The organism is Streptomyces sp. MGP-P1 (genome assembly GCF_057766565.1).
Window position 1 is genome coordinate 271,638 of sequence record NZ_JBYMEM010000001.1, and the last position, 16,054, is coordinate 287,691.

Annotated in this window: 15 protein-coding genes and 2 pseudogenes; 11 read left to right on the forward strand and 6 right to left on the reverse strand. The window is 71.0% G+C overall.

Annotation, left to right across the window (positions count from 1 at the left end):
* Positions 1-33: 33 nt before the first annotated feature.
* A complete protein-coding gene (locus AC3CH1_RS01150) occupies positions 34-1,197 on the reverse strand; it encodes a PucR-like N-terminal domain-containing protein (protein WP_488461111.1) in 1,164 nt (387 codons plus the stop codon).
* Between the two features lie 86 nt (positions 1,198-1,283).
* Between AC3CH1_RS01150 and AC3CH1_RS01155 the strand changes: the two genes are divergently transcribed.
* Entirely contained in the window at positions 1,284-2,339 is a 1,056-nt protein-coding gene (locus tag AC3CH1_RS01155; RefSeq protein WP_488461112.1) for a ferredoxin reductase, read from the forward strand.
* A gap of 7 nt (positions 2,340-2,346) precedes the next feature.
* Positions 2,347-3,465: a fatty acid desaturase family protein gene (locus AC3CH1_RS01160; protein WP_488461113.1), complete on the forward strand. Its 1,119-nt coding sequence runs from the start codon at positions 2,347-2,349 to the stop codon at positions 3,463-3,465.
* 135 nt (positions 3,466-3,600) lie between these two features.
* Here the strand turns inward: AC3CH1_RS01160 and AC3CH1_RS01165 are convergent, their stop codons facing one another.
* Together AC3CH1_RS01165 and AC3CH1_RS01170 are read right to left on the reverse strand one after the other, a co-directional pair.
* Positions 3,601-3,954: a hypothetical protein gene (locus AC3CH1_RS01165; RefSeq protein ID WP_488461114.1), complete on the reverse strand. Its 354-nt coding sequence runs from the start codon at positions 3,952-3,954 to the stop codon at positions 3,601-3,603.
* Between the two features lie 148 nt (positions 3,955-4,102).
* Positions 4,103-4,816, reverse strand: coding sequence for a nucleotidyltransferase domain-containing protein (locus AC3CH1_RS01170; RefSeq protein ID WP_488461115.1), 714 nt, complete (start codon positions 4,814-4,816; stop codon positions 4,103-4,105).
* A 90-nt stretch (positions 4,817-4,906) separates the two neighbouring features.
* Here AC3CH1_RS01170 and AC3CH1_RS01175 point away from each other — a divergent pair, with 90 nt between their 5' ends.
* From AC3CH1_RS01175 to AC3CH1_RS01195, 5 genes and pseudogenes are all read left to right on the forward strand, one after another.
* On the forward strand, positions 4,907-6,088 hold the full coding sequence (locus AC3CH1_RS01175; protein ID WP_488461116.1) for a cytochrome P450 family protein: 1,182 nt from the start codon (positions 4,907-4,909) through the stop codon (positions 6,086-6,088).
* A gap of 85 nt (positions 6,089-6,173) precedes the next feature.
* Positions 6,174-6,512 (forward strand): hypothetical protein, encoded by a 339-nt coding sequence (locus AC3CH1_RS01180; RefSeq protein ID WP_488461117.1) that lies wholly within the window; start codon positions 6,174-6,176, stop codon positions 6,510-6,512.
* Between the two features lie 27 nt (positions 6,513-6,539).
* Positions 6,540-7,405 (forward strand): annotated as a pseudogene (vph, locus tag AC3CH1_RS01185) (viomycin phosphotransferase).
* A gap of 224 nt (positions 7,406-7,629) precedes the next feature.
* A complete protein-coding gene (locus AC3CH1_RS01190) occupies positions 7,630-8,157 on the forward strand; it encodes a DapH/DapD/GlmU-related protein (RefSeq protein WP_488462113.1) in 528 nt (175 codons plus the stop codon).
* A 161-nt stretch (positions 8,158-8,318) separates the two neighbouring features.
* Positions 8,319-8,759, forward strand: coding sequence for a hypothetical protein (locus tag AC3CH1_RS01195; RefSeq protein ID WP_488461118.1), 441 nt, complete (start codon positions 8,319-8,321; stop codon positions 8,757-8,759).
* Positions 8,760-8,933: 174 nt separating this feature from the next.
* On the opposite strand, the gene AC3CH1_RS01200 is transcribed toward AC3CH1_RS01195, so the two are convergent.
* The gene (locus AC3CH1_RS01200) at positions 8,934-10,160 is read right to left on the reverse strand and encodes an MFS transporter (protein ID WP_488461119.1); all 1,227 of its coding nucleotides are present in this window, start codon (positions 10,158-10,160) and stop codon (positions 8,934-8,936) included.
* An 86-nt stretch (positions 10,161-10,246) separates the two neighbouring features.
* On the opposite strand from AC3CH1_RS01200, the pseudogene AC3CH1_RS01205 reads away from it, so the two are divergent.
* Positions 10,247-10,722, forward strand: a pseudogene (locus AC3CH1_RS01205) (winged helix-turn-helix transcriptional regulator).
* Between the two features lie 259 nt (positions 10,723-10,981).
* Here AC3CH1_RS01205 and AC3CH1_RS01210 read toward each other — a convergent pair.
* On the reverse strand, positions 10,982-11,932 hold the full coding sequence (locus AC3CH1_RS01210; protein ID WP_488462114.1) for an arsenic resistance protein: 951 nt from the start codon (positions 11,930-11,932) through the stop codon (positions 10,982-10,984).
* Between the two features lie 193 nt (positions 11,933-12,125).
* On the opposite strand from AC3CH1_RS01210, the gene AC3CH1_RS01215 reads away from it, so the two are divergent.
* From AC3CH1_RS01215 to AC3CH1_RS01225, 3 genes are all read left to right on the forward strand, one after another.
* Positions 12,126-12,707 carry a dihydrofolate reductase family protein gene (locus AC3CH1_RS01215; protein ID WP_488461120.1) on the forward strand — a complete coding sequence of 194 codons (582 nt, stop codon included), beginning with the start codon at positions 12,126-12,128 and terminating at the stop codon, positions 12,705-12,707.
* A gap of 104 nt (positions 12,708-12,811) precedes the next feature.
* Complete coding sequence (locus AC3CH1_RS01220; RefSeq protein WP_488461121.1) at positions 12,812-13,435, forward strand: TetR/AcrR family transcriptional regulator; 624 nt, start codon at positions 12,812-12,814, stop codon at positions 13,433-13,435.
* A 71-nt stretch (positions 13,436-13,506) separates the two neighbouring features.
* Positions 13,507-15,165: an acyl-CoA dehydrogenase family protein gene (locus AC3CH1_RS01225; protein WP_488461122.1), complete on the forward strand. Its 1,659-nt coding sequence runs from the start codon at positions 13,507-13,509 to the stop codon at positions 15,163-15,165.
* A 110-nt stretch (positions 15,166-15,275) separates the two neighbouring features.
* On the opposite strand, the gene AC3CH1_RS01230 is transcribed toward AC3CH1_RS01225, so the two are convergent.
* The gene (locus tag AC3CH1_RS01230; RefSeq protein WP_488461123.1) at positions 15,276-16,016 is read right to left on the reverse strand and encodes a TioE family transcriptional regulator; all 741 of its coding nucleotides are present in this window, start codon (positions 16,014-16,016) and stop codon (positions 15,276-15,278) included.
* Positions 16,017-16,054: the final 38 nt, after the last annotated feature.

A 16,054-nucleotide genomic window follows, 5' to 3' on the forward strand; every position in this document is an offset into this window, starting at 1 on the left:
GCTCCTGCCCTCACGTTCCGTCGTTCCGTCCCATCATCCCTCGCGCGGTGGGCGGGTCAGCACCGTCCGAAGACCGACCGCCAGCGTCAGTTCGAGGACCCGGTGTGGCGTTGCGAGATCCGGGAACAGCTCCCGCAGCTGCGACATCCGGTACCGGACCGTCTGGGGATGGACGAACAGTTCCGCCGCCACCTCGTCCCGTCTGCCCTGGTGCAGCAGCCACGCCCGCAACGTCTCCTCCAGCCGCCGCGCGGTCGCGATGGGCAAGGTCCGCAAGGGTGCGAGGGCTCGGGCACGCAGGTCTGCGAACGCGTCCGCGTCGGCGCTCAGCACCAGCTCGGGCAGGTGGTCCTCGGTGTCGCGTATATCAGGGGACAGGGAGCGTGCGCGTGCGGCTCGCGCGTACGACGCGGACGCACGCGTCCACGGCCGGGCCGGGCCGGCCACGGCCGTGCGGTCGGTCAGCTGCCGCAGGAGATGGGGTCGGTCGGCATCGGGGACGAGCAGCACACCGGTGGCATCCGGCAGATCGTCGAGGACCAGGGTGTTCGGGTCGAGCGTGCGGTAGGCGGGCCGGGCCTGGGCGGCGGGCAGCAGGACCGCGGTCAGCGAAACCGGAGGCTGCCACCCGGCCCGTTGCCCGGAGGCGAGCAGCACGTCCAGGCTCGCACCCGCGAGGAGGTCGCGGGCCAGGTGTTCCAGGTGGCGCTCGTGGGCCCTGCCCCGGGCGGCGAGTTCATCGGCGTGTCCCGCGGCGCTCGCGGCGGAGAGCTCGTCGATGTAGGCGAAGGTCAGCTCGGCGAACTTGGCGACCTCGGCGGCGGGCAGACCCGCGGGTACGGCGCCCGCTGCGAGGCAGCGCCAGGCGACGCGGGCGCCGACGCGGTAGGCGCTGAGCAGGGCGTCCATCGAACGGCCGTCGCGCACCTCGCCGCGGCCCAGCTCATAGGCCGCGTCACCGCCGTCGCCGCCTGTGGCGTTGCCGCTGGCGAGGTCCAGGTAGTGCCCCAGGGCGGTGCGGACGGCCCGGCGAATGGTGCCGCCCATGCGGCCCGACAGGGCGTTGGCGTAGGAAGGGACCTCGTCGATGATCGCCTGGACGACCTCGTCGGCGGTGGTCTTCAGAGCGGCCCGAAGGACCGTGACCGTCGTCTCGTCCAGGGTCAGCTCGCTGGCTCTCCGGATTGCATGGCTCACTTTTTGTTCCCTGCGAACAATTCAGCTGATCAGATTCACGTCCTGCGGTCAGGACTTTACGCCATGGGGCGCAGCAAGCTGGGGTCATGACGAGTGCAGCCCTCCGCAGTAGGGCGTGGAAACTGCTGGAGATGGTCACGACGCCGCTGCTGCCGTCGGACTACCTCGACCTGGTCAGCCCGCTGCGTGCGGGCGCTGACCTGTGCGGGCGCATCGAGGCCGTGCACCCCGAGACGGGTGACGCCGCGACCGTCGTGATCAGGCCGGGACGGGGCTGGCGCGGCCACACAGCGGGTCAGTACGTACGGGTCGGGGTCGATGTCGACGGGGTACGCCTGTGGCGTGCCTACTCCCTCACCTCGCCGACACATCGCGGGGACGGCCGGATCACGATCACCGTGAAGGCGATCCCGGACGGCAAGGTCAGCAACCACCTGGTCCGCAGGGCGAAACCGGGCACGCTGATCCAGCTCGACCAGCCGACCGGCGACTTCGTGCTCTCGCAGGCCAAGCCCGCCAAGGTGCTCTACCTGACGGCGGGCAGCGGCATCACGCCTGTAATGGGCATGCTGCGCGACGTCGAGCTCGACGACGTCGTCATGGTCCACTGCGCGCCACGGCCACAAGACGTGATCTTCCGCAACGAACTACACGATCTGGTCGCGGACAAGAAGCTTCGTCTCATCGAGGTGCACACCGAGACGGACGGCATACTCGACATCGCCCGTCTCGACGGACTCGTACCCGACTGGGCCGAGCGCGAGACCTGGGCCTGCGGGCCTGCGGGCCTGCTCGACGCCGCGGAAGAGCACTGGACCGAGCACGGTATCCAGGAGCGCCTGCACACCGAACGTTTCCGCCCCGGCATCGTCGTCGCAGGCGACGGCGGCGAGGTCACCTTCAGCGCCTCCGGCAAGACCGTCGCCGCGGACGGCGCCACGCCGTTGCTGGACGTCGGCGAGGAGGCCGGCGTGCTCATGCCGTCCGGGTGCCGCATGGGCATCTGCTTCGGCTGCGTCACGCCGCTCAAGGCGGGCGCCGTCCGCGACCTGCGCACCGGCGAGATCACCGAGGCCGAGCCGGGCGTCCTCATCCAGACCTGCGTGTCCGCCGCCGCGGGCCCGTGCGAACTCGAACGGTAGGAGCACCTTGACCGCCATCGACCCCACCGCCCACCTGACCGCGGAGCAGATCGAGGAGCTGGGCCGCGAGCTGGACGCGATCCGCGACGAGGTGATCGCCGACCGCGGCGAGAAGGACGCCGCCTACATCCGTAAGGTGATCGCGGCGCAGCGCAAGCTCGAGCTGGTCAGCAGGGGTGTGCTGCTGTTCTCCCTCTTCCCGCCCGCATGGCTGATCGGCACCGCCGGGCTGTCCGTGGCGAAGATCATGGACAACATGGAGATCGGCCACAACATCCTGCACGGCCAGTGGGACTGGATGCGGGACCCGAAGATCCACTCCACCACCTGGGAGTGGGATCACGTCTCGCCGTCCGAGCAGTGGAAGCACTCGCACAACGAGCTGCACCACACGTACACCAACGTGATCGGCAAGGACAACGACCTCGGCTACGGCATCATGCGCGTCGACGAGGACCAGAAGTGGCACCCCTTCCACCTCGGCCAGCCGCTGTGGAACTTCCTCAACGCCTGCTTCTTCGAGTACGGCATCGCGGCGTACGACCTGGAGCTCGGCAAGAACCTCCACAAGCGCCGCCGCAAGAACCCGGAGTTCCGCGCACGGGCCAGGGCCGTGGGACGCAAGATCCGCAAGCAGGTGCTCAAGGACTACGTGATCCACCCCCTGCTGTCGGGCCCGTCGTTCCTCCCCACACTCGCCGCCACCTTCACCGCGAACCTGGTCCGCAACGTCTGGACCCACTCGGTGATCATGTGCGGGCACTTCCCCGAAGGCGTACAGGTCTTCGAGCGCCGGTCGATCCAGGGCGAGACGCGCGGCCAGTGGTACCTGCGCCAGATGATGGGCTCGGCGAACATCAGCGGCAGCAAGGCCATGCACTTCATGACCGGCAACCTGTCCCACCAGATCGAGCACCACCTGTTCCCGGACCTGCCGAGCAACCGGTACGCCGAGGTCGCGGTGAAGGTGCGCGCGCTGTTCGAGAAGTACGAGCTGGAGTACGTCACCGGCCCGCTGCCCAAGCAGGTCTTCTCCGCGTGGCACAAGGTGTTCCGGCTCGCACTGCCGAACAAGGAGACCAAGGTCCGGGCGCCGGACCGCGAGCAGGAGCTCGTTGCCGCCTGATTCAAGGTGCGGGTTCGGATCTCCCGGCCGTACCGGCGGCACCGCCGAGTCCGGTGAGATCCGCCGCGCAGGCGCGTGCCCTCGCCACCACGGCGTCAGGCCTTGGCGGCGAGGGCACAGGCGCGACCGATGAGCTCAGTCTCCGGCGACGACGCCCGACAGCTCGTTGGTGCTCTTCGGCAGGGTGACGGAGGTGAGCTTCTTCCCCGTCCCCACGTCGACGGCGTGCAGCGTCCTCGCGCCGGGCTCGGAGACATGGGCGACGTGTCCGCGCACGAACAGAATGGGCCGGGCCTGCTGCCGGTCCAGCGGCTCCTGCCACGTGCCCACGACGGGGATCCTCTTCTCGATCTTGCCGGTGTCCGGGTCGATGGCGTGAAGGGCGCCGTCAGTGCCGAGGACCAGTGCCTCGCCGTGCGGGCCGCGGGTCAGTGAGCGGAAGGAGTAGCTGGTGCCGAGTTCGACCAGGCGCAGCTCAGCGGGCGGCACCGTCCAGGGGCCGGGTGGGGAGGAGCAGCGGGGAGACGGTGAAGGGCAGCGACGTCGGCGGCAGCCCGGCGGACCAGCGGTCTTTCGCGGTTGCCACTCCGGCCGCCGGGCCGGCCGACCGTGTACGAGTTCCTTGGACGCGACGCGTTCAGGCCGTCCCACGCGGTCCGCTGCGGCGGTATCCCTCCCAGACCGGGCCGCCCGCCGCGTCGAGGACCTCCGTGACCAGCGAGGTGAGTCCCGCCGGTGCGCCGCGCAGCGCGGCTTGCGCCGTCTCGTCCAGGCGTACGGCCAGGTCCGGCGCGACGGGTTCGAGGCGCCGAGCCAGCCACTTGCCGCCGCCGGCCCACGTGCCGTGGGTCAGCAGTGCCAGTTCGCCGCTCCGCCGGACGAGTTCGGCCACGACGAACAGCCGCTCCCCCGCATCCGTACAGGCGGCGAAGTCGTCGAGCAGGTCCGTCAGCGCGTACCGGGCGTCCTCGAGGGCGGTATCGGTGACCGGGGGCGGGCCTGCGGCCGCGAGGCGTTTCGCCGTATCCGCGATCCGTTCTCCTGTCCCGTCGGCGTCGAGCAGCAGTGCCCCCTCGGCGCACATCGACAACAAGGGCGAGTTCCGTCGCACGATCTCCGGGGTCACGAAGCTGTGCCAGGAGTCCTCGGTGTGCACGAACAGCGCCACCGGCCAGTTCCCGTACCGCAGGCTCTCGCGGTACGGGGCGGGTGGGCCGTCGAGCAGCACGACGACGTCCAAGTCGGACCGGGCGGTGCGCCGACTCGTCAGGACACTGCCGCCGAGGAACGCGGCACGGGCGTCGGGGTGACGCTCCAGAACAAGGGCACGGGCAAGATCGATCACGTCCATGCCCACACTCTGCCGTGGCCCAGCTTCTCGATCACGCGGTGTCGTGCCCTTTGAAGGCACCGGGCCATACCTGATTGGATCCTGACACCCATGAACGACGGCGCCTCCGACGACAGACGGTCTGCCTCCGACCCCTATCCCGGGTACGCGGCCATGCGGTCCGCATGCCCGGTGCAGGCTGTGACATCCGGGTCCCGCGGACGTGACAGCTACCTGGTCACCGGATACGCGGAAGCCCGGCAGGCTCTCAGCGACGGGCGGCTTTCCAAGGACACCGGCGCCTTCTTCGCCGGCAAGGACTCGAAGCGCCGCCTGCATCCCGCCGTGGCGCACAACATGCTCGCCAGCGACCCGCCCCAGCACACAAGGCTCCGCAAGCTGATCACCGGCGTTTTCACGAGCGGCTCGGTCGCCGGCCTCCGCCCCTCCATCATCCGGTTGACCGACGAACTGCTGGACCGCCGGCCGGCGCGCGGGGCGGTCGACCTCATGGCAGCACTGGCCGTCCCCCTTCCGGTCATGGTGATCTGCGAACTGCTCGGCGTGCCGGAGACCGACCGGCCGCAGGTGCAACGCTGGTCCGCCGACCTGTTCGCTGCCGGGGAGCCCGGCCGCACCGACGCCGCCTCGTACGCCGTCGCCGCCTACATGACCGGCCTCATCACGTCGAAGCGTCTTCGTCCGGGCGACTCGCTCCTCGATCGTCTCATCGCCACTCGCGACGACGGGGACCGTCTGAACGAGGAGGAGTTGGTCTCCCTGGCCGTGCTCCTGCTCGTCGCCGGCCATGAGACGACCACGAACTTCCTCGGCAACGCAGTCCTGGCGCTGCTACGGCACCCGTCCGAGCTGGAACGTCTGCGCAGGAACCCGGAAGCCATCCCGCGGGCACTGGACGAGTTGCTCCGCTTCGACGTGCCGGTCATCACCTCCACCTTCCGGTTCACCACGGAAGCCATTTCCCTCGGTGGGACCGAGATCCCCGCAGGGGTTCCCGTACTCGTCGCCCTCGGCGCGGCCAACCGTGATCCGGAGCGCTTCACCGCACCGGACCAGCTCGACCTGGACCGGGAGGCGACCGGTCATCTCGGCTTCGGCCACGGCATCCACCGCTGCGTCGGCGCACCACTCGCGAAAGCGGAAGCGCACATCGCCCTGCACGCGATCCTGACCCGCTTCCCCGACATCCGGCTCGCGGTACCGGCAGACCAGTTGGACTGGCGGCAGACCCGGCTCATTCGCGGGCTGAGTTCTCTACCCGTTCTGCTCTGAATCCGCCGCCTCGACAGGCTGACGTGCCGACAGTCGGCCGGCCGAGCCGAGGGCCCCCGGCATGTCACCGGAGAAATGCCGCGCGATGACCATTCAGACCGCGATTCCGCTGATCGCCGAGTACGGCGCCACGGTGACGACCGCGAAGACCACCCGCGCGAGGCATCGGCGAAGGCACGCTCTCCTCTTCTTCGGGCTGCTCTTCACGCAGCCGCGTACGGAGGAGGAGTCCGACCTGACCCGGCAGGAGCTGGTGGACGTCTTTCCGCATGGGGCCTCGCCGGGGGGCCAAGTGAGCGCGCGGAAAAGGTGCCTGAGTGTCGCGGCCCTGGCCGCCCTGGAGCACGTCTCGGTGCGGCGCGCCCGCGAAGGCATATACGTCGAGGCATATACGTCGAGGCTTCTACGTCGAGAGCTTCCGTAAGCCTGGGAAGTGGAGAGTTCCCCCACCATGGACATCATGGAAACGCACCACGACCTCGTGTTCCGCCTGCTGCCCGATGACGAGCAGGAAGAACTCACCACCCACCACGGACAGTTCCACCATGTCGTCGTCGGCTCGGAGCACGTGGTGTGCTTCGCCCGCACCGAAGCCGCCGCAGGGCGGCTGCCGGCGCGCGCAGCCGCCCTGCGCGCCCTCGCCGGGCTCGACCTCGGCTTCCGCACCCCGCGCGCGCTGGCCCAGGGCGGCGGCCCGGGCACGGACGAACCCCGCTACCTCGTGCTGAGCCGGATCCCCGGGGCGCCCTTGGACGATGCCGCGCTCGGGGACGCCAAAGTCGCCGAGGCGGTGGCCGAGCAGTACGCCGGACTCCTCTCCGGGCTCATCGCCGCGGGCCGGGACGAGAGGGCGCGCGCCGCGCTTTCGGCGGCCCCCGAGCGTCAGTGGCAGGAGTTCGCGGCGGGAGTGCGCGCCGAACTGTTCCCGCTGATGTCCGACGGCGGCCGGGAACGTGCCGCGCGCGAACTCGCCGCGCTCGACGGCCTTCCCCCGCTCACTTCCGCAGTGGTCCACGGCGACCTCGGCGGTGAGAACGTCCTGTGGGAGCTGTCGGACGGTGTGCCACGCCTCAGCGGTGTCATCGACTGGGACGAGGTCACCTTGGGCGACCCCGCCGAGGACCTGGCAGCCGTCGGAGCCGCCTACGGGGAGGAGCTGCTGGACCGGGTGCTGGCGCTCGGCGGCTGGAACGACGCCTCGACGGCCGGGCGGATCACCGCGATCCGCGGCACCTTCGCCCTCCAACAGGCCCTCTACGCGCGGCGCGACGGTGACGAGGAGGAGCTGGCGGACGGGGCCTCACCGGCTACCGCTAGGTCAGGGCCTCCAGGGGCTTGCGACGCCAGTGCGTGCCGACGGTTCGGTCGTCCGGTCGGTGGTCCACCCGTGCCGGCTGCCCCAAGTGTCCGTAGCGCTGACATCCAGGGCTTCCGCCCTGCTTACACAACCGTTGGTTGTATCTCTCGAGGTACGGAGTTGTTTGATTGTGTGTGCGGCGCGGTGGTGGGATCAGCACATGTCTACCCGCACAGAGCAGGTCATGTATGTCAGGACGCCTGAGTTCGCGCGTCACGCGGAGCGGATCGTGGAGGTGACCGATGCGACGTCCCGACTGAACGTCCTTCCGTTCGGCGACAGCGCAGGTCGCACGGAACTACTCTCGGTTGTGTTCGGCGGCCCGTTGCCGGAGTCGGTGGTGATCTACCCGCCGTTCTTTACCGAGTGCGGGCTGAACACGACGTTCGGGGAGAACGTCTTCGTCAACCAGGGATGCACCTTCATGGACAAGGGAGGCATCCGTATCGGGAACGGTGTCATGATCGCCCCGAAGGTCAGCCTCATCACCGGAGGCCATCCCCTGCCCCTGGCCGAGCGCCGGGAGTACCTCTCCTTCGCCCCGATCGTCATCGAGGACGACGTCTGGATCGGGACAGCTGCCGTGATCACGCAAGGGGTGACCATCGGTGCCGGTGCGGTGGTCGCCGCGGGTGCGGTGGTCACGCGTGACGTTCCGGCCGGTACCGCGGTCGCGGGAGTGCCCGCCCGGGTGATCAAGAAGATCGGCTGAGCCCGGCAGGGTCGGCGGGAATGCTCGTCGTCGGTCGAAGGCCGCGGCCGCGCCACGGAGCGCGAGGTCGGTCGGAGGTGACGGGCTCCGGCCGTGGCCGCGGCGGGACTCCGCCGTGGCCCGGTGCACGGGGTGGCGGCCAGAGGGGCTAGTTTGCTCGGATGAGCCTTCTCCAAGATGTGGCCGAGCGCGATGGCTGGCTGTGCTGGGTGTGCGACGAACCGGTCGACCCCGACAAGTCGGTCAACGACCAGCAGGGCCCCAGTGTCGACAGCCGGACCGCCGACCGGAAGGCCAAGGTCGCCGAGCGTCTCGCGCACCGCGGGTGCAACTCCCGCAAGGGCGCGGTCAAGGTGTCCATCGCCTGGCCGGACCGTCTGTATGTGGTCGAACCCGCGCCGCTGATCGCTGTGGCCTCCCGTCTGGAGCGCAAGGGGGGCCGCGAGATGGTGGGCCGCTGTCCGACCAGGCAGGACGCCCAAGAAGCGGCGGATTGGCTGGTGGACCGATTTTCCCGCCTGGTACCGGGGCTGCCGGTGACCGCCGGCATCGAGTCGGGCGGCGGCCAGTTCCTCGTCGTCCTCACCGCCGGCCGCCGCTGACCGAGGATCACCACGCCGGACCGGCGTCTGGCTGAACCATCGACCTGGCCGCCTTCACCGCCCACGGGGCCCCGAGGCCCGGGCCCTGGCCTCAGGGGACCCCGAAGCCAAGCCGGCCCCTCCCCTGAGCGGTTCAGCCAGGAACCGGAACATGCGGTGCGGGCTGCGGCGGCGTCACTCCGCCGGTGTTCCGACCGCCGAGTGCGGCGACCGGCCGCCGCGAGCGGGGACCGCGCCGGCGGTGTCGCTCCGGGAGCCCGCCTTGACGGCCAGCCAGACGACCAGCGCACAGGCCGAAAATCCGGATCCCAGGAGGCTGGAGCCCGTCCAGCCGTAGGTGGTGAAGGTCGCCGTGGTCGCCGCCGCGCCGAGGGCGGAGCCGAGGGAGTAGAAGACCATGTAGCCGCCGATCACGCTGCTCAAGCGATCCGGATACGTGGCGGTGAGCACGTGCTGGTTGCTCACATGCACAGCCTGGACCGCGAAGTCGAGGGCGACGATTCCGATGATCAGGAGCCACAGGGACCACGGGAGCTGGGCGATCGCCACCCACGAAAGGATCAGGAGGGCGAGCGCGAGGCCGCTGACCGGGGTCGCGCGCCCGGCGTCCGCCCACCGCCCGGCACGCGCCGCGCCGAGCGCGCCGGCCAGGCCCGCGACGCCGAACAGCCCGATGTGCGTCTCGCTCAGCTGCCAGGGTTCTCCCGCCAGCGGCGTGGACAGCCCGCTCCACAGGGTTCCGAACGAGGCGAACAGGAAGAACGCGATGAGGCCGCGCGTCAGGAAGGTGCGCGAACCCAGCAGCCGGCCGAGCGAGCAGGCGGCCTCCCGGTACTTCGCGGGGGACGTCACACGGGGGTCCGGAGGCAGCACGGCCGGCACCAGTGCGGCAAGCCCGAGGGAGAGCACCGCGAGTACGGCGTAGACGCTGCGCCAGCCCCACATGTCGGCGAGCGCGCCGGTAGCGACCCGCGCACCCAGGATGCCGACCACGACGCCCGTGGTCACCACCCCGATGTTCCGTCCCCGTTCGGCGGGTGGGGAGGCCGACGCCGCGTGGGCCACCGCGATCTGCACCACGACCGCGAACACCCCGGCCGTCGCGAGCCCCGCGAGCGCCTGCCACGCGTCCGACGACAAGGCCGTGAGCATCATGCCCGCCGAGACGACCGCCAACTGCACGGCGATGAGGCGGCGTCTGTCGACCACGTCGCCGAGCGGCACCAGCAGCAACAGGCCCGCCAGATAGCCGAACTGACCGGTGGCCACGAACCAGCCGGTGAGCTCCTGCGGCACGCCCAGGTCGCGTCCCATCGGCCCCAGAACCGGCTGCGCGGCGTAGACGCCCGCCACAGCGACGCCGCACACCACCGCCAGCAGCACTCGATGCCCTGCGTTCATCACAGCCCCATTCAATCAGTAGCATTTCGCAACCGTTTGGACGGTACGGCATGATGGTTTCAAACTGCAACCGATTGAGAGGTGTCATGGCAGGCGCACCCCTGCACGACCCGGACGCCCCGGACGCCCCGGACGCCCAATGGTCGGATCCCGACTGCCCCGTCGCCCGCACCCTCGACCTCGTCGGCGACCGGTGGAGCCTTCTCGTCATCCGTGACGCGATGGACGGCGCGGCCTCGTTCACCGAGTTCCAGCGGCGGACCGGCATCGCGCGCAACATCCTCACCGACCGCCTCCGCAAGCTCCTCGCCCACGGGGTCCTCGCCCAGCGCACCGCACCGTCGGGCCGCCGCCGGGAGTACGCCCTCACCGACGCCGGCCGCGCACTGTTCCCGGTCATCCTCACGCTGCGGCAGTGGGGCGAGCGGCACGCTTTCGCGCCGGGCGAGCCCCACTCCGTCCTGGTCGACCGGCACGGCGATCTCGTGCCGGACCTCACGCCGGCCGGCGCGGACGGCGCCCCCTGGACAGCGAGACCACTCACGTACAGAAGACCCGATAGGCGTCAACGGGCTCGCGCGCGGCGGATGAGCGCGCACCGCCGGCGTCGTCGGCTTCAGAGCCTCCCCGGCATCTCGCGGAAGACCAAGGTGAGCGTCCTCGACCGCGAGCTGGACATCCGTAGGACCGTCGTGGTCGGACCGTCGTGGTCGGCGACATCCCCCATCGGGCGCGGATCTCTCCTTCGGGCCGGATGGTCGCCTGAGCGCTGTTCGTCAGCGGCGACTCGTACGCCTCGTCCTCCTTCTCGACGCGGGGGATCAGCTCCGCAGCGGCAGCAGCCGGGGCACGGCTCTGACGTAGACGACCATGCCGATCACCTCGACCAGGGTCTGGGCGACCACGACCACGGCGGCGACGGCAAGCGTGTCCGGCAGCGCCAGGGCGAGGGGCAGGACGACCAGGGAGTTACGGGTCGCGCCCGTGAACACGATCGCCCGCCCGTCCGGGGCTTCCAGGTGGAACAGGCGGGCGACACCGAGCCCGGAGAACGCCATCACGAGGAGGAAGAGCACGTAGAACGGCACGACACGGCCCACGTCTCCCAGGCTGCCGGCGTCGCCGAGCTTCGGTACCTGGGAGGCGACCACGGTGAGCAGGACGGCGGCCATCAGCGGCACCATGGTCGCGCCCATCGCGTCGGCGGCCCGCTGCCCGGCGGGGCGGCGTGCGGCCCAGGCCTGGGTGAGCCAGGCCAGCGCGAGCGGAATGACGATCAGCACGGCGAACGCCTCGATGAACGGTCCGGCCTCCACCACGTCGGCCAGGTCCGGGCCCATGAACAGGAACAGATAGACCGGCAGCAGCACCATCTGGGCGAGGAGCAGCAACGGGGTGGCGGCGAGCAGACGTTCGCTGCTGCCGCCGGCGAGCCCGCTGAAGACGATCACGTAGTCGATGCAGGGGGCCAGGAGGACCAGCAGCACGCCGAGGCGGACCGCCCGGTCGTCAGGAAGGAAGGTGAACATCGCGGCGACCACCAGCGGCACCACGACGAAGTTCACCACCAACGTCGCGGCCAGGAAGCGGCCCGCCCGCACCGAGCGGACCAGCTCGGCGGCGGGCACTTGCAGGAACGTCACGTACAGCAGGGCGGCCAGCACCGGGTTGATCGCGTGCTCCAGGCCCGGCCCAGCAGCGGGCGCGACCCGGCCCACCAGGCCCCCGGCGGCCAGGGCTCCCACATAGACGGCGGCCTGATGGCGTTCCATGGCGGCGACCGGGCCGGACGGCGACGACAACGTACGTACTCCTTGCACAGAGGGAAGAAAGACGGGGGACGAGGACAGGGGCAGAGAGGCGGGGGCAGAAGGGCAGTGGCCCCGCGGCCCTCCACCCGATGAGTTCTCCCACCGGACGCAGTCTGTACCTATGTCCATCGACCGGACTCACCAGGAGAGCATCATGACCGCTACCTACACCTTCGACGTGTTTTCCAGCCTCGACGGTTTCGGCTCCTACAATGGCGACGGCGACTGGGGCGGCTACTGGGGCAAGCAGGGGCCCGAACTGCTCGAACACCGGCTGTCGCTGTACGGCGAGGAGCAGCGGATGGTCTTCGGGGCCCGCACCTATCGGGAGTTCGTGCGGCTGCTGGGCCCGGGCACGAAGGAGTCCGGCATCGGTGACGCATGGGTCACGCGGATGAGGAGCCTGCCGGCGACGGTGGTGTCGACCACTCTGGACAAGCCCCTCGACTGGCCGGACGCGACCGTCGCGAACGGCGACGCCGTCGACGTCGTAGCCCGTCTCAAGGAAGAGTCCGATGTGCCGTTGCGCTCGCACGGCAGCCTGTCGATGAACCGGGCGCTGATGGCCGCCGGCCTGGTCGACCGCGTCCAGGTGACGCTCTTCCCCGTCATCACGGGTCGGACCGGTACGGAACCGGTCCTGCGGGGTGCGGCCGACTTCGACCTCGAACTGATCGGGAGCCGGACGCTCGACGGCCGTACCCAGGAGCTCACCTACCGGCCCACCCCGCACTGACCCGCGCAGACCCGCACCGGTTCGTGCGCGGTCGTGCCGTTCCCCGCCTCGGCCGGCGCCGGCCGAGCGTGGCGGGAAGCCCTGAATGGTGGTTCACTTCATTCATGGCCTACCGCAAGACACCGGCCGAGCTCCGTCGGCTCGAAGCCGGCCGGGAGCGTCTCGTCGCCCGCGCCACCGAGGTCGTGGCGGAGGTCGGCTGGGCGCAGGCGTCCGTGACCGCTGTCGCCGACGCGGCCGGGATCGCCGCCGGCTCGGTCTACCAGCACTTCTCGTCCAAGTCCGCGCTGGCCGTGGAGGTCTTCCGGCGCGCCGCACAGCGCGAGGTGGACGTGCTGGGTGAGGTGCTGAAGAGCGACGGCGACCCCGCCGGGCGGTTGCGCCGGGGGGTGGAGGTGTTCGCCCGCCGTGCCCTGGAGAACCACGGTCTGGCGTACGCGCTGCTCGCGGCGCCGGCCGAACCCGCGGTCGGCGCGGAGCGTCTCGACTTCCGGCGCCGCTACCGGGGACTGTTCGCCGGGGTGATCGGCGAGGGGGTCGCCGCAGGCCTGCTGCCGGACCAGGACGCGGAGATCACCGCCGCGGCGCTGACCGGCGCCATCGGCGAGGTCCTCGTGTATCCGTTGAGCACCTCGGCCGCGTACGACACGGACCGGCTCGTCACCCGTCTCACCGCCGTGGCCCTGCGCTGCGCCGGTGCGGCCCCCGACCGTTCCCCGCCTCCCTGACCCGGGCCGCACGTCTCGTCCCCGTACCCCGTGTGCCGCAACCCGCCGTCCCGTCTCCCGGAGGAGAACCGATGCCCACGCCCGCCGCACCGCGCAGCAACCCGACCGCCGTGACGCACGAGGTGACGAACCAGCCGCCTCCGCTCACCGGTCACGACGCCGCCGACGACGCGGTGCTGCTCGAAGGGGTACGCCGCGAGGGGGCCGGATGGCACCTGGACGAGCTGCACCGCTTCGGCCGGTACGTCGGCAGCGAGGAGGCGCAGCACTGGGCCGACCAGGCCAACCGCCACGAGCCGGAGCTGCGCACCCACGACCGCTTCGGCCACCGCATCGACGAGGTCGAGTTCCACCCCGCCTACCACTCGCTGATGGACGCCTCGGTGCGGGCAGGGCTGGCGGGCGCCGCCTGGGCGGAGATGCGCCCCGGGGCCCATGTCGCCCGCGCCGGCGGCTTCATGCTGGCCACGATGCTGGAGCAGGGCCACCTGTGCCCGGTCTCGATGACGTACGCCGCCGTCCCGGCGCTGCGCCGCTCCCCCGAGCTCGCCAAGACCTACGAACCGCTCCTGACCAGCCGTGTGTACGAGCCCGGGCTGAGCGCCCCCGCCGGCAAACGCGGCCTGCTCGCCGGCATGGGGATGACGGAGAAGCAGGGCGGCACCGATGTGCGCGCCAACACCACGGCCGCCACCGAGCAGGCCGACGGCACCTGGCGGCTGCGCGGGCACAAGTGGTTCACCAGCGCGCCGATGAACGATCTCTTCCTGGTGCTCGCCCAGTCGCGCGGCGGTCTGTCGTGCTTCCTGGTGCCGCGCGTGCTGCCGGACGGCAGCCGGAACACCTTCCGCATCCAGCGGCTCAAGGACAAGCTCGGCAACCGTTCCAACGCTTCCAGCGAGCCCGAGTTCGACGACACCGTGGCCTGGCTCGTCGGCGACGAGGGCAAGGGCGTGCGCACCATCATCGACATGGTGACGATGACCCGGCTCGACTGCGTGCTCGGTTCCGCCGCCGGCATCCGCGCCGCGCTCGCGCAGGCGGCCCACCACGCGCGCCATCGCTCGGTGTTCGACGCCCGGCTGTTCGACCAGCCCCTGATGCGCAATGTCCTGGCGGACCTGTCCCTGGAGTCCGAGGCCGCCACGACCCTGGCCCTGCGCCTGGCGGGGGCCGCCGACCGCGCCCACCGGGGGGACGACGGGGAACGCGCCTTCCTGCGCCTGGCCACGGCCATCGGCAAGTACTGGGTGTGCAAGCGGCAGCCCGTGGCGGTGGCCGAGGCGCTGGAGTGCCTCGGCGGCAACGGGTACGACGAGGCGTCCGGCATGCCGCGGCTGTACCGCGAGGCCCCGCTCAACGGCATCTGGGAGGGCTCCGGCAATGTCAACGCCCTGGACATGCTGCGGGCGTTGACGCGGGAGCCAGCGTCGCTGGAGGCTCTCCACGCCGAGATCGAGGCGGCGGCCGGGGCGGACGCACGCCTCGACACGGCCTGGCGGGAGCTGCGGGCCGAGCTGGCGCGCACTCAGGACGCGCAGCTCCGGGCCCGCCGGGTCGTCGAACGGGCCGCCCTCGTGCTCCAGGGCTCACTGCTGGTGCGCCACGCACCGGCGGCGGTGGCCGACGCGTTCTGCGCGTCCCGTCTCGCGGGGGACCAGGGGCTCGCCTTCGGCACGCTTCCCGCGGGCACGGACTTCGCGGCACTGTTGGGGCGGCTGCCCGCCTGACGCGGCGGGGCGGGGGGTGGAAGCCTTCGCTCGACGCGACCGGGCGGGGGGTGGTGGAAACCTTGCCCAGCCCGACGTGCGGGCCGTGCCGGCGGCCCGCTGCTGTTCCGTCAGGGCATGTCGTGTACGTGGCGGAGGTAGGCGTCCAGCTCGGCGGCCCCTGCCAGCATCGCCCTCCCCCGGGCGGCCAGCCGGGCGTGCCAGTCGCGCAGGGCGGCCGCCAGCGGCTCCAGACCGCCGGCCGCCCGGACCTGGGCGATCAACGGTGCGATCTGCTCAAGACGGTAGCCGCCCCGCCTGAGCTGGTGGGCCAGTCCGGCATCCCGTACGTCGGCCTCGGCGTACACCCGGTAGCCGGTCCGCGGGTCGCGGCGCGGGGTCACGAGTCCGGCTCGCTCCCACTTCCGGAGCGTGGCGGGTCTGATTCCCAGCTTTCTGGCCAGCGGTCCGACGAACATCCCGTCGGTGCTCGCCGCGCCGTCGGGTGCGGGGGTGACGCCCGGCCCCAGATCACCGAGGGCCCGCTCGACCGCTTGCAGTGTGCGCCGGTCCTCCAGGAGCTGGGCGTGGCTCTCGTCGACGATACGGAACGCCTCTTCCTGATCGTCGCGGTTCACCGCCCGCATGATCGACGCAGCGGTCCCGTGCCCGTGCCCGGGAACCAGCGCGAGGAACGCCGCGAGGGCGTACGCGTGCGACGGCGCGTAGGTGCGGTAGCCGTGGGGAGTGCGCCCTGCGGCCGGGAGAATTCCCGCCGCCTCGTAGTTCCTGACGGCCTGCGTCGACAATCCGTGCCGACGGGCCAGATCTACGGGCCGGAGTCGCCCTGCTGTTTGAGGGTTCTGCCTCATACATCCGAAGGTATCGCGTAAAAGTTTCAACCGAGGGT

What these genes read in the sequence shown, in the direction of transcription:
- AC3CH1_RS01155 (WP_488461112.1), top strand. Translation starts at nt 1,284, where the DNA reads ATGACGAGTGCAGCCCTCCGCAGTAGGGCGTGGAAACTGCTGGAGATG.
- AC3CH1_RS01170 (WP_488461115.1), bottom strand. Translation starts at nt 4,816, where the DNA reads ATGGACGTGATCGATCTTGCCCGTGCCCTTGTTCTGGAGCGTCACCCC.
- AC3CH1_RS01175 (WP_488461116.1), top strand. Translation starts at nt 4,907, where the DNA reads ATGAACGACGGCGCCTCCGACGACAGACGGTCTGCCTCCGACCCCTAT.
- AC3CH1_RS01180 (WP_488461117.1), top strand. Translation starts at nt 6,174, where the DNA reads ATGACCATTCAGACCGCGATTCCGCTGATCGCCGAGTACGGCGCCACG.
- AC3CH1_RS01190 (WP_488462113.1), top strand. Translation starts at nt 7,630, where the DNA reads ATGTATGTCAGGACGCCTGAGTTCGCGCGTCACGCGGAGCGGATCGTG.
- AC3CH1_RS01195 (WP_488461118.1), top strand. Translation starts at nt 8,319, where the DNA reads ATGAGCCTTCTCCAAGATGTGGCCGAGCGCGATGGCTGGCTGTGCTGG.
- AC3CH1_RS01200 (WP_488461119.1), bottom strand. Translation starts at nt 10,160, where the DNA reads ATGAACGCAGGGCATCGAGTGCTGCTGGCGGTGGTGTGCGGCGTCGCT.
- AC3CH1_RS01210 (WP_488462114.1), bottom strand. Translation starts at nt 11,932, where the DNA reads ATGGAACGCCATCAGGCCGCCGTCTATGTGGGAGCCCTGGCCGCCGGG.
- AC3CH1_RS01215 (WP_488461120.1), top strand. Translation starts at nt 12,126, where the DNA reads ATGACCGCTACCTACACCTTCGACGTGTTTTCCAGCCTCGACGGTTTC.
- AC3CH1_RS01220 (WP_488461121.1), top strand. Translation starts at nt 12,812, where the DNA reads ATGGCCTACCGCAAGACACCGGCCGAGCTCCGTCGGCTCGAAGCCGGC.
- AC3CH1_RS01225 (WP_488461122.1), top strand. Translation starts at nt 13,507, where the DNA reads ATGCCCACGCCCGCCGCACCGCGCAGCAACCCGACCGCCGTGACGCAC.
- AC3CH1_RS01230 (WP_488461123.1), bottom strand. Translation starts at nt 16,016, where the DNA reads ATGAGGCAGAACCCTCAAACAGCAGGGCGACTCCGGCCCGTAGATCTG.